General features: G+C 72.4%; 6 protein-coding genes. 4 read left to right on the top strand and 2 right to left on the bottom strand.

Annotation, left to right across the window (positions count from 1 at the left end; all coding sequences use genetic code 11):
• Positions 1-223: 223 nt before the first annotated feature.
• Both ACFPIH_RS08555 and ACFPIH_RS08550 read right to left on the bottom strand, forming a co-directional pair.
• Complete coding sequence (locus ACFPIH_RS08555; RefSeq protein ID WP_385876496.1) at positions 224-5,293, bottom strand: hypothetical protein; 5,070 nt, start codon at positions 5,291-5,293, stop codon at positions 224-226.
• Positions 5,294-5,384: 91 nt separating this feature from the next.
• Positions 5,385-6,629 carry an ROK family transcriptional regulator gene (locus ACFPIH_RS08550; RefSeq protein WP_381169843.1) on the bottom strand — a complete coding sequence of 415 codons (1,245 nt, stop codon included), beginning with the start codon at positions 6,627-6,629 and terminating at the stop codon, positions 5,385-5,387.
• 253 nt (positions 6,630-6,882) lie between these two features.
• Between ACFPIH_RS08550 and ACFPIH_RS08545 the strand changes: the two genes are divergently transcribed.
• The 4 genes from ACFPIH_RS08545 (at position 6,883) to ACFPIH_RS08530 (ending at position 13,191) form a co-directional block, all read left to right on the top strand.
• On the top strand, positions 6,883-8,259 hold the full coding sequence (locus tag ACFPIH_RS08545) for an extracellular solute-binding protein (RefSeq protein WP_381169841.1): 1,377 nt from the start codon (positions 6,883-6,885) through the stop codon (positions 8,257-8,259).
• 77 nt (positions 8,260-8,336) lie between these two features.
• A complete protein-coding gene (locus ACFPIH_RS08540) occupies positions 8,337-9,185 on the top strand; it encodes a carbohydrate ABC transporter permease (protein ID WP_381169978.1) in 849 nt (282 codons plus the stop codon).
• Positions 9,185-10,081 carry a carbohydrate ABC transporter permease gene (locus ACFPIH_RS08535; RefSeq protein ID WP_381169839.1) on the top strand — a complete coding sequence of 299 codons (897 nt, stop codon included), beginning with the start codon at positions 9,185-9,187 and terminating at the stop codon, positions 10,079-10,081. Before ACFPIH_RS08540 ends, ACFPIH_RS08535 begins: the two co-directional genes overlap by 1 nt.
• Positions 10,082-10,131: 50 nt before the next feature.
• A complete protein-coding gene (locus tag ACFPIH_RS08530; protein WP_381169837.1) occupies positions 10,132-13,191 on the top strand; it encodes an alpha-mannosidase in 3,060 nt (1,019 codons plus the stop codon).
• Positions 13,192-13,206: the final 15 nt, after the last annotated feature.

Below are 13,206 nucleotides of genomic sequence, written 5' to 3'. Positions count from 1 at the left end.
GGAAGGGGCGCAGGCCCTGGCCGCCATGCTTCGCGAGGAGCTCGTGCAGCTTCGCGATCCCGTCCACGCCCTCGGGCAGCCTCGCCGCGGTGAGCTTCCGGTCTGGCCTCCCGGCCGACCAGCAGGGGCACGCTCTGACCGCAGAATTCGAATGCTTCCGGCGGCGAAAGTGCTCACCTGCTGGCGGCTACGGCACCGAGTCTCACCGAACCGGCAAGTCCCATCAGGCGGTGGTGTCGTCCGGCTCGGGGCGCAGCTTCAGATGGTTCTGCGGGTCCCGGAGGAGTTCCGCGTTCGCCGGTTCTGTCACCATCCGGCGGACCGCGGGGGCCGGCATCCGGACGACGACCGGGTCCGGGAGCGTCACCTGCTGCACGGCCCTCGACCGCCGTCCCGTCACCCGGTCGGTCACCTCCGCCACCACCCGCATCTCCAGCGTGAACTGCACCAGCACCGACTCGGACTTCGGCTTGTGCAGCGGCATCGAACCGGCCGCGTTCGCCGCCGTGTCGGTGGCGCTGCCCGAGCCGTCCATCACCCCCAGGAACTGGTTCATCCGGAACTCGTCCGCGTTCAGCACACCCGCGCCGACCACACCCCGCGCGGTCTTGCCGTGCTCGTTCGTCTGCTGCCCGTCCGTACCCGTCGGACGCGGCGCGTCCAGGCCGCTCTGCGCGACCGTCTCGAAGGTCATCTTGTCGCCCACGCCCAGCACCCGGCCGCCCCGCAGCCGTGCGTGCAGCGAGCTGCGCAGGTCCTGGCCGGACGCGCCGGTCGCGTGCACCGGCGGCAGGTCCACGCCCGCGGCGGTCAGCAGCGGCAGCGCCGAGATCAGCCACTCCGTGGAGACCGCCTCCCGCAGCAGATGGAAGGCCGTCTCGCCGCCGGTGCGGAACCGCGCGCCGCCGCCCGCCCGCTGCACGGCGTCGTCCACCGCCTGCTGCACCCTGGGCGCGCCCCGGAACCCGTTGACCTGCGCCTCCATCGGCAGCCGCACCCCGGCCCCCCGCCACGGCCCGAGCTGGTCGGCGGTGCCCTCCTCGGCGGAGACGGAGTACCGGCCGACCGACTGCGGCGGCACGGGCGCCATCCGGGACAGGGCGTGCAGATCGGCGGCCAGGACGCGATGGGTGAGGCTCCTGCGCCCCAGCGAGGCCAGGGCCACCCGCCGGTTGCCCGAGAAGACCTCCAGAGTCGCCTCGATGGGTACGTTCATCCGCGCGGACGGAGCGGCCGACGCCTCCGCGACGGTCTTCACGCCCAGCTGGGCCCGCCCGACGCTCACCGAGCGGCGCGAGTCGCTCGTGCCGACGCCGAGCCCCGCCGCCCCGCCGACGCTCTTCACCTGACCGGTGCCGCCCTCCGGCTTCCCGGCACCGGCGAGGACGCCCTCGACACCCTTGGAGTCGCTCTCGTCGTGCGCGGTGGCCCGCTGGGCGGCGGCGGAGGTGATGTACTCCATGTCCCGGCCGTCGGAGGCCGTCTCGACGTATGTGCCCTTCCCGGTCCTGCGGACGCGGAACACCGCCCGGTAGGGCCGCTTGCGCCCGTCGAACAGCTCGACGCCCACACCGCCGTCCATCGCGCTGGACAGCAGGCCCGCCGAGCCGTCCCGGTCGAGGACCCGCAGCAGTCGCTGCACGTTGTCGTTGCGGTCCGTCAGCCGGGTGCGCGGCAGCAGGTCGTCGGCGAGCGAGGCACCCAGGCGGCCACGGATCCGTTCGAGGAGAGGGAGGAAGTCGGGCAGGTCCTCGATCATGCCGAAGCCCAGCGGCGCACTCTCGGCGAGCGCGGGCACGGGCGCCGGAGACAGCAGGGGCCCGCCGCGCGACGCCCCGCCGGAGGTCTCCGCGCGCTCGCCTTCCGCTCGCGCCGAGGACTTCTTCGCGGACGTCTCCGCGGACGTGGTGCCCGAGCCGGAGGCGACCGCCGCATCCTCGCCCGGCACCCGCAGCCCCGCCGCCCGCAGCTGGGACGCGGTCAGCCACACGCCGACCGCCGCGGGCACCGTACGGCCGCCGCGCGCCACGTACGGACCGCCGCCGGTGACCGCGACCTCGGCCACCATCCGCACCACCAGGTCGCACTGGACCAGATACAGCGGACTCTTGCGGGAGGTGTGCGCGTTGCGTTCCACGGTGCCGGACAGGGTGGACGCCGTCGTGTCGCCGTGCCCCAGGTTCCGGCCGGCCGAGACCCCCTGCCCGAGCCGCCACTCGGTGCCGTTCTCCGAGCCCATCAGGCCGCCCTGTACCGAGGTGCTGTGGCTGACGCCCTCCTGCCCGGTGACCTGGTGTCCGCCGAGGACGAAGGTCTCGGTGCCCGCGCCCGTGCCCTGGTGCACGACCTGCGGGGCGGTCAGCGCGAACCGGGTGCCGACCGCGCCGTTCAGCTCGGCCAGCCGCCGCGCGTACCGCAGGTTGTTCACCACCCACCCGGCCGACACGGCCTGCCGCAGCGCCGCCGTCACCGCCTGCGGACTGAACCTCTCCTCGACGGCGAGCCGCGGCGCGAGCCCCTCCGTCTCCAGCGCCCGGTCCCTGCGCTCGCCCTTGTTGCGGCCGGCGGCCTGCGCCAGCAGCTCGAACGCCAGGTCGCGCACCGCCTGGCCGTCGCCGACGGTCTCCACCAGCGTCCAGTCCCGCACCCCCCGGCCGCCCACCCCGGGCGGCTTGAGACCGGCCAGGTCGCCGATGCCCGCCGCCGCGAAGTCGGCGTGCCCCGCGCCGCCGGGCCGGGCGCGGCCGGCGACCGCCCCGTCCATCGCCTCCTTGGCCGCGTCGTCCAGGGTGAACGCGGTGGGCGTGAGCAGCCGTACGTCCTGCGCGTCCAGGGGCAGCGCCCCGAGGTGCTCGGGGGTGACGACGTCCCGGCCCGGTGCGCCGGGGGTGAGACTGCGGGCCGCCTTGCGCTGCCGGCTCGTCATGGTCACATCGACGTTCAGGCTCAGCTTCCCGCCGAACACGCTCGCGTCCTCGGAGCCGTTGGTGAGCACATCGGTGCGCAGTGTCGGCCCGGCCTGGCCGCGCCGGGTCGTCGTACGGCCCTTGTCGGCCCGCGCCGACATCGTCAGCGCGCCGGGGATCAGCCGGAACTGACCGAGCGCCATCCCGCCGACCGTCCGTGAACTGGCGCGCCCGCTCTGCGCGTTGCTCGCCACCGTCGCGTGACTGCGCACCAGCCAGTCCTTGGTGTCACCGAGATAGCCGGTGTCCCGCAGCGATCCGGTCACCTTCAGCTGCACGTCGTGCGTGTGGAACGTGGACTTGCGGCGCAGCCGCACCCGGACGCCCGTCGACAGCAACTGGTCCTTGTTCACCCGCAGGTTGGTCTCCGACAGGACGGCGACCAGCTCCCGGTAGTTGCGCCGCTGGACCTCCGCGTCCTCCGGGCCGACCTGGCGCGGCTGCGCCTCGTCGCCGAAGGCCGGCAGATACCCGGCGAGCCGGGTGTCGGTGGCGAACATCTGCTGCACGGCCCGCATCATCGGCGCGGTGTCCAGCCGGCTGATCGCCACGCTGGAGCCCATCGCACCGTAGGGCAGATGCCGTGCGACATGCTCGGGAGCCCGGTCGTCCCCCTCGGCCCGCTCGGCGTTCGCCTCCTCGGGGCGCCGCGGCTTCTTCACGAACTCGTCCGCCGTGACGCCCTCCGGCAGCGGCAGCCCCAGCTCCTTGGCCTCGTCGGCGCGCAGGCTGAGCCAGACCCGCATCGAGTGGTGTGCCGTACGACCTCTGCCACGCGCCCTCGTCAGGGGCGAGTCGGGGCCGCTGCCCTCGATGGTGAACCGCACGGTGCCCAGATAGAGCACCTTGTCGCCGCGGACCTCCGCGCCCTGGCGGCTGGACGTGGTCTGCTCGGCCACCGTGAACCGCGCCTTGCGCGCGCCGACCACGGGCATCACGGTGCCGCGCACGGCCGCCGCGTTGCCCAGCACACCGAAGCCACCCGCCGGACCCACGCCGAACGTGCCGCCGCGCCCCTTGCCCGCGGTGTCCGTCACCCCGTTCTGCGCGTGCTGGTGCGTGCGCAGCTGCGTCTTGCCGATGCCCCAGCCGGGGGCCAGCCCGGTGATGTCGGCCCGCATCCGGTAGGTACCGGTCGTGCTGCCGTCGCGGCTGGTCAGATCCTCGCCGACGATCCCGTCGCGCAGCAGCCGGGGGAGGTCCTCGAGGACGGTCGCGGTGGCGGTGGCCTCGTACAGCCGGGCCCGGCCGGGCGCCCCGGGCCAGGTCAGGGACGGGTGCAGCGCCGAGGCCACGGCGTCGAAGAGCCCCCCGCCGCCCTGGTGCGGGCCGGCCCCGTCGGAGACGGCGAGCGGGGCCATCGAGTCGGCCAGCGACACGGCCCGGGCGGTCTCGGCCGTCACCGCGCGCGGCCGGGCCGGCGCCCCCGAGGTGACCGGCACCAGATGCTCCGTCGGCACCCGCATGGTGAGCGAGCCGTTCCCGGCGAAGCGCCGCGCCGAACGGTCGCCGTCCTTCTTGATCCGCACCTGGTAGCGCACCCGGCGCGGCACCTCGACGGACCCCTTGTCGCTGCGCAGGACGCGCGGCTCGGCCACGCCCCGCTGGGTGCGGGAGTCCCTCGACGACTGGAAGGGCTGCGCGTTGACGGTCGCCGCCGCGCCGAGCCACACACCCGGCACGACCGGTGCCATGCCGAACGCGGTGAACGCCACGCCCTTCGACGCGGACGAGCCCGTGCTGTGGGCGACGGTCGCGGCGGAGTTGTGCTGCACGTCCACCTTGGTGGCCGCGCCCTCGGTGTCGGTTCCCGAGGGGGAGAACGTGGCGGGCCGGTCGTCGTCGGCGGGGGAGACGCGCACCGTGACGTCGAAGCGGTCGGTGCCCCGCGCCCCGGTGACCGCGAAGGCCCGGCCGCGCCCGTAGAACGACTCGGGCCGCCCGGCGAGTTCCGCGCCGATCTCGGCGACGCCCCCCTCGCGGTGCCCGACGGCCTGGGCCACCGTGTCGGTGACGAACTCCTGCCCGGTGAGCGCGTACGCCGTCGACAGCCCGCCCGCCTCCAGGTCCAGCAGATACGGCGGGAGTTCCAGCAGGTGCTCGCCGGTCTCCTCGATGGCGGGCAACTGCTCCGGCGCCGGGCGGCGCACCCCGGGCGGCCCGGCCAGCGCGGCCACGGTCGCCGCGTTGCCCGCGGTCTGCTGCAACCCCAGCAGCGGGTTCGCCCGCCGACTGCGCCCGTCCCGGAGCGGCACCCGGGCCGCCAACGGTGACCGCTCGCCGACACTGCCCTGACGGTCGTCGCCCGCCTGCCGCTGATCATGCACGCGCGTCAGCGTAGGGACGCCGCGAAGGGCGCACGGTCAACCTGCGGAGTGTTCAACTCCCGTACGCCAAAAGGTCGTCAACGGGCCCGGTTCAGTCCGCCGAGTCCGTCAGCAGCCGCCATCCCGGCGCGTAGTTGCCGTGCAGGACCAGTGACGCGGCGCCGATCGCGCCCACCGTGTCGCCGATGACGCTCCGCTCGATCGCGACGCGGCGGATCGAGCGCGCGACCGACGTGCGGTTGACGGCACTGTCGATCTCCTCCAGCAGGATGGGCTCGATACCGCGCAGCGCCTCGCCGCCGAGGACGACCCGGGAGACGTCGAGCAGGCTGGCGGCGCCCCGGGTGGCCTGGGCGATCCGGCGGGCGGCACGGCGTACGACGTCCCGGGCGTCCTGGTCGCCGGTGCGGGCGGCCCTGCGCAGCGCCCGCCAGTCGTCGTGGAGGGAGTCGGGCGTGCCGGCCAGGCCGATGCGGTCGGCGGCCGTACGGCCGTGGCGGCGCAGCAGGTCGTCGAGGATGGCGGCGGGGGAGCAGTAGGGGCCGAGGCAGTCGGTGGAGCCGCAGTGGCAGACCCGGTCGCCCGGCTCCACGGGCATATGGCCGAACTCCCCGGCGTTGCCCGAATCGCCGTGCAGGACCGTGTTGTTCAGGACGATGCCGGCACCGATGCCGGTCCCCAGGTAGATGAAGAGGAAGCTGCCGGCCCGTGACTCGCCGCCGATCCAGCGCTCGCCTATCGCGGCGGCGGTCGCGTCGTTGTCCAGGGCGACGGGCAGGCCGGTGGCCTTGGCGAACATCTCCACCAGGGGCACGCGGTCCCAGCCGGGGAGGTTCGGCGGCTCGACCACGCAGCCCGAGGCGCCGTCGATCGGGCCGGGCGCGGCGATGCCCAGGCCGAGCAGCCGGGCCGGGTCCACCGCGGAGCGCCCGATCAGCCGCTGGACCGCACGGGCGACCCGGTCCACCACGTCGGCGGGGACGTCCGGCGCGGTGAGCCGCAGCCGGCGGCTGACGATCACCTTGCCCGCCAGGTCGACCAGGACGATCACGGCCGAGTCGGGGTCGAGATGGACGCCGACGGCGTAGGCGCCGTCGGGGCGCGGGGAGAGCAGGGTGCGGCGCTTGCCGCCGCTGGACGGTGCGTGGCCGGTCTCCGTGACGAGGCCGGCGTCGAGCAGCTTGCGGACGACGTTCGAGACGGTCTGGTTGGTCAGGCCGGTGAGCGCGGCCAGCTCGACCCGGCTGACCGTGCCCCGGGTCCGGATGGCGTCCAGCACCACGGCCTGGTTGTATCCGCCGACCCGCGGCAGATTCGTGCCGCCGAGCGTCGTCACCTGTCCATCACCTGACCCCCGCCTCGTGTCCACACCGTGACGTCCGCCCCATCACACCACGCCACATGGCCGGAAGTTTACATGCCGGAAGCGTTGACTTAGTCCATCCATTGGATTTAGCTGTCGCCCACCAAACCGGGTCGAACGGACCGGTCGCGCAGGGTCGCGCAAGGGAGGCGCGACCCGAGAAGAGCCGTCGCGGCCGGTCCCCCTCGCAGCTTCTCTCCAGGTTTTCCGTTCCGGAGGAACCACAGTGCGTTCGAAACTCGCCATCGCCACCGCCCTCACCGCAGTCACCGCCCTGGCCGCCACCGGCTGCGGCTCGGGCTCCTCCGGGAGCTCGGGCAAATCCATCAAGGTCGTCTACTGGCAGAACCTCAACAGCAGCAACAAGCTCCAGGCGAACTTCCTCGCCTCGATGGTGAAGGAGTTCACCAAGGCCAACCCGGGCAGCAAGGTGACCCTCGTCCCGGTCACCGCCTCCGAGAACGACTACTACACCAAGATCCAGCTCATGATGCGGTCCCCCTCGACCGCCCCCGACCTGGTCTACGAGGACACCGCGCTGATCAACTCCGACATCGCGGGCGGCTACCTCAAACCCCTCGACGCCTACACCGCCAAGTGGGCCGACTGGTCGAAGTACGCCACCGCCGCCAAGGGCGCGGTCACCGGCGCCGCCGACGGCAAGGTGTACGGCGTCCCGGACAACACCGACACCCGCGGCATCTGGTACAACAAGAAGCTCCTCGCCCAGGCCGGGATCTCCGTGCCCTGGCAGCCGAAGACCTGGGACGACGTCCTCGCCGCCGCGAGAAAGATCAAGGCGAAGCTGCCCGGCGTCACCCCCCTGAACCTCTACACCGGCACCGCCGGCGGCGAGGCATCCTCCATGCAGGGCTTCGAGATGCTGCTGTACGGCACCCCGGCCGGCGACAAGTCCCTCTACGACGCGAGCCAGAAGAAGTGGGTCGTCGGCAGCCAGGGCTTCAAGGACTCCCTGAACTTCGTCCACACCGTGTTCGGCGAGAAGCTCGGCCCCGCCGTCGACCAGGCGCTCGGCGCCAACTTCGGCACCGCCGTCGGCACCGAGCTGATCCCCGAGGGCAAGCTCGCCATCGACATCGACGGCTCCTGGATGCCCAACAACTGGGGCTCCACCAGCGCCAAGCCGTGGACCGACTGGCAGAGCACCATGGGCACCGCGGCCATGCCCACGCAGAACGGCCAGGCCCCGGGCAGGACATCGATGTCAGGCGGCTGGGCCTGGTCGGTCCCCGCCAAGGCCGGCAACCCCGACCTCGCCTGGAAGTTCCTGGAGACCGTCCAGACGAAGACCAACTCGGCGCAGTGGAACGCGACCAACGCCACCATCGCCACCCGCACCGACGTCGCCACCGACCCGACGTATCTGAAGTCCGTCCCCACCAACGAGTTCTTCACGGCCCTCGTCGCGGACACCCACTACCGCCCCGGTCTGCCCGCCTACAACCAGGTCTCCACCGCCATCCAGAAGGCCATGGAGTCCGTGACCACCGGCCAGGCCTCGGTCGACAAGGCCGCCGCCACCTACGACAGCGACGTCGCCGCCGCCGTCGGCGACGACAAGACGGTCAAGGGCACCTCGTGACCACGCTCACCACGACCCCCCGCGGGACCGACGGCCACCGCCGCCGGTCCCGCGGGGCGCCCGCGCCCGTACGGAGCCTGCTGCGCGGTCTGCCGACCCTGCCCGCGGTCATCCTGCTCGCCGTCTTCCTCGCCGGACCGATCGCCTACTGCGTGTACTACGCCTTCACCGACATGCAGCTCACCGGCGCCACCGGCACCCACTTCACCGGCCTCGACAACTTCACCCGCGCCTTCGGGGACAGCGACTTCCTCAACGCCGTACGGCTCACGTTCGTGTTCGTCGTCGGCTCCGCCGTCGTCGGCCAGAACACCCTCGGCCTCGCCCTCGCCGTCCTGATGGAGAAGGCGTCCAAGCCGGTCCGCTCGCTCACCAACGGCGTCGTCATCGCCGCCTGGGTGCTGCCCGAGGTGGTCGCCGGCTATCTGATGTACGCCTTCTTCTACGACCAGGGCTCCCTCAACTCGATCCTCGACGCCCTGCACCTGCCGACCCAGAACTGGCTCTACACCCTGCCCATCCTCGCCGTCTGCCTCGCCAACGTCTGGCGCGGTACGGCGTTCTCGATGATGGTGTTCTCCGCCGCCCTGAACGACGTACCGCAGGAGCTGACCGAGGCCGCCGAGATGGACGGCGCGGGGCCCTGGCAGCGGCTGTGGCGGGTCACCCTGCCGGTCATCCGGCGCGCGATCCTCACCAACCTGATGCTGATCACGCTCCAGACGCTCTCCGTCTTCGGCCTGATCTACACGATGACCCGCGGCGGCCCCGGCAACAAGAGCGAGACCCTGCCCGTCTTCATGTACCAGCAGGCGTTCCAGAACAGCCTCATCGGATACGGCACCGCCATCGCCCTGGTGCTGCTGGTGGTCGGCGCCCTGTTCTCCGCCGTGTACATCCGGCTGCTGAAACTGGAGGACGCCTGATGGCCGTCGCCACCCCGCCCCGCGCCGGCACAGCCCGGCACGTCGACGCCGTCGGCCCGCGCCCGTCGCGCCGCCGCCGCTCGCGCCTCGGACGCACCGCCGTCGACCTCGTCCTGCTGGCCGTGTCGCTGACGTACGTCCTGCCGCTGCTGTGGATGGTCCTCGCCTCGGTCAGCGACCTCAACACCTTCCGCCTGAAGTGGCCGGACTCGCTGACCTTCGACAACTTCGACGCGGTGCTCAACGTCGACACCACCTACCGGCCGATGCTCAACAGCCTGCTGCTGTGCGGCTTCGGGACGCTCATCACGGTGGTGGTGTCGGTCCTGGCGGCCTACCCGCTGTCCCGCTACCGCTCGCGGCTGCGCCGCCCCTTCCTCTACACGATCCTGTTCTCCACCGGCCTGCCCATCACCGCCGTGATGATCCCGGTCTACAGCATGTTCGTGCAGGTGAACCTGATCGACTCGATGCCCGGCACCACCCTGTTCCTGGCCGCCGCCGCGCTGCCGTTCGGGATCTGGCTGATGAAGAGCTTCATGGACGGCGTACCGCTCGTCCTGGAGGAGGCCGCCCGCATCGACGGCGCGAACACCATGCAGGTGCTGTGGCGGGTCATCCTGCCGCTGATGCGGCCCGGCGTCACCGTGGTCACCATCTTCACCTTCATCGGCATGTGGGGGAACTTCTTCGTCCCCTTCATCCTCCTGCTCTCCCCGGAGAAACTCCCCGCCTCCGTCAGCGTGTTCACCTTCCTCAGCGCCCACGACCAGACCCAGTACGGGCAGCTCTCCGCGTTCTCGCTGATCTACTCGCTCCCCGTCGTGATGCTCTACCTGCTGCTGTCCCGCAAGCTCGGCGGCGGCTTCGCGCTCGGCGGCGCCCTCAAGGGCTGAGCCCCCACTTCCGGAAGCCCCCGTTCCTGCCCCCCACGGAGAAGAGATCCATGCACAACGACCGCGAACTCACCGAGCGGCGGCTGCGCCGGGTGCTGAACGAGCGCATACGGCCCGCCGTCCACGCCCGGGCGGTCCCCCTCAGGGTCGAGGTCTGGGACGTCCCCGGGGAACCCGTCCCCGTGCGCGAGGGGTTGACCGCCCCCTACCGCCCCGCGCGGACGGGCGACCGATGGGGCCCCGCCTGGACGACGAGCTGGTTCAGGGTGAGCGGCACGATCCCGGCCGACTGGGCCGGACTGCCCGTCGAGGCCGTCCTCGACCTCGGCTTCGCCACCCACTCGGCCGGCTTCTCCGCCGAGGGCCTCGTCCATCGCGCCGACGGCACCCCGGTCAAGGCCCTCAACCCGCGCAACACCTGGCTGCCGGTCACCGAATCGGCCGTCGGGGGAGAGGAGTTCACGGTCTACATCGAGGCGGCCGCGAACCCGGTCGTGATGCACACCGCGCCCGGCGAACTCACCTTCGGCCCCACCACGGTCGGCGGACGCGCCCCCTGGCTCGGCGACCCGGCCGCCGACCCCGGCGAACCCCTGTACCGGCTGAGGCGGTTGGACCTCGCGGTGGTCGACCGGCCGGTGTACGAACTCGTCCAGGACCTCGACGTCCTCGACCAGCTCATGCACGAGCTGTCCCCCGACTCCCCACGCCGCTGGCAGTTGCTGAGCGCGGCCGAACGGGCCCTGGACGCCGTCGACCTGGAAGACATCGGCGGCAGCGCGCCCGCCGCCCGCGCCGAGTTGGCGCCGGCTCTCGCCTCTCCCGCGCACGCCAGCGCGCACCGGATCTCCGCCGTCGGACACGCCCACATCGACACCGCCTGGCTGTGGCCACTGCGCGAGACCGTCCGCAAGGTCGCCCGCACGGTCTCCAACGTCACCCAGCTCATGGACGACCACCCGGAGTTCAAGTTCGTCATGTCCCAGGCGCAGCAGCTCGCCTGGCTCAAGGAGCACCGCCCCGAGGTCTACGCCCGCGCGCAGGAGAAGGCGAAGACCGGGCAGTTCCTACCCGCCGGCAGCCTCTGGGTCGAACCCGACACCAACCTCAGCGGAGGCGAGGCGCTGGTCCGCCAGTTCGTCCACGGCAAACGGTTCTACCTGGAGGAGTTCGGCGTCGAGACCGAGGAGATGTGGCTGCCGGACACCTTCGGCTACAACGCCGCCCTGCCCCAGCTGATGAAGCTCGCCGGGGTGCGCTGGTTCCTCACCCAGAAGATCTCCTGGAACACCACCAACAAGTTCCCGCACCACACCTTCTGGTGGGAGGGCATCGACGGCACCCGGATCTTCAGCCACTTCCCGCCCGTCGACAGCTACAACGGCGAACTCTCCGGCGCCGAAGTCGCCCACAGCGTAAGGAACTTCCAGGACAAGGCCGGGACCAACAGCTCCCTCGTCCCCTTCGGCTACGGCGACGGAGGCGGCGGTCCCACCCGCGAGATGCTGGCCCGCGCCGCCCGCATGGCCGACCTGGAGGGCTCCGCGCGCATCGACATCGAGGGACCCGCCGACTTCTTCCCCCGCGCCCACGCCGAGTACGAGGCGGCCGGCGGCGCCCCCGTCTGGTCCGGCGAGCTCTACCTGGAGTTCCACCGCGGCACCCTCACCAGCCAGCTCGCCACCAAGCAGGGCAACCGGCGCAGCGAACACCTCCTGCGCGAGGCCGAGTTGTGGTGCGCCACCGCCGCCGTACGGCACGGCCACCCCTACCCGTACGACGCCCTGGACCGCCTCTGGAAGACGGTCCTGCTCCACCAGTTCCACGACATCCTCCCCGGCACCTCCATCGCCTGGGTGCACCGCGAGGCCGAGGAGACGTACGCCGCCGTGGCCCGGGAACTGGAGGCACTGATCGAGTCGGCACAGCGGGCACTGGCCGGTGGCGGAGAGGGCACCCTGGTCTTCAACGCGGCCCCGCACGCCCGGGCCGGCGTCCCCGCCTTCGGCGCCACCGTCCGCCCGGCCGACCCCTCCGCCCCGGTCGCCCCCGCCACCACCCCCGACGCCTTCGTCCTCGACAACGGCCTGGTCCGGTTCACGGTCGACGGCACGGACGGGCTGATCACCTCCGCCTACGACCTCACGGCCGACCGCGAGGCCCTCGCCCCCGGCGCCCGCGGGAACCTCCTCCAGCTCCACCAGGACTTCCCCAACCAGTGGGACGCCTGGGACATCGACGCCTTCTACCGCAACAACGTCCGCGACCTCACCGAGGCCGAGTCGGTCACCGCCGGCGAGGACGGCACCGTACGCGTCGTACGGGTGTTCGGCGCGTCCCGGATCGAGCAGACGCTGTCCCTGCCGGCCGGTTCACGGCGGCTGCTCGTCGACACGGTCGTCGACTGGCACGAGCGGGAGAAGCTCCTCAAGGCCGCGTTCCCGCTCGACATACGTGCCGCGCACTCCACCGCCGAGATCCCCTTCGGCCATGTCGAGCGCCCCACCCACACCAACACCACCTGGGACGCGGCCAAGTTCGAGGTCTGCGCCCACCGCTTCCTGCACGTCGGCGAACCCGACTGGGGCGCGGCCCTGGTCAACGACTCCACCTACGGCCACGACATCACCCGCGACGTCCGCCCCGACGGCGGCACCACCACCACGGTCCGCCTCTCCCTGCTGCGGTCCGCCCGCTTCCCCGACCCCGACCAGGACCAGGGCACCCACCGCCTGCGCTACGCCCTGCTGGTCGGCGCCGACGTCATGGACGCCGTACGCGAGGGGTATCGGCTGAACCTTCCGGAACGTGTCCACCGGGGAGGCGCCCCGGTCGCGCCGCTGGTCCGCGTGGACGACGAGGGAGTGGTGGTCGAGGCGGTCAAGCTCGCCGACGACGGCAGCGGGGACGTGGTGGTCCGGCTCTACGAGGCCCGGGGAGTGCGGGCGCGGGCCGCCCTCACCCCCGGCTTCCCGCTCGCCTCGGCCGAGACCACCGACCTGCTGGAACGCCCGCTGTCCGACCTCGCGAGCCATCGACTCGCCGACGGGGTCGTGCGGTTGACCCTGCGACCGTTCCAGATCCTCACCCTCCGCCTGCGCCGAGGGTGAGGACCTGCCGCCGGC

It is taken from the genome of Streptomyces vulcanius (genome assembly GCF_042653945.1).
Taxonomy (GTDB): Bacteria; Actinomycetota; Actinomycetes; order Streptomycetales; family Streptomycetaceae; genus Streptomyces; species Streptomyces mangrovi.
The sequence above is the reverse complement of the archived record's forward strand: the minus strand, read 5'-3'. Positions and strand labels throughout refer to the sequence as shown.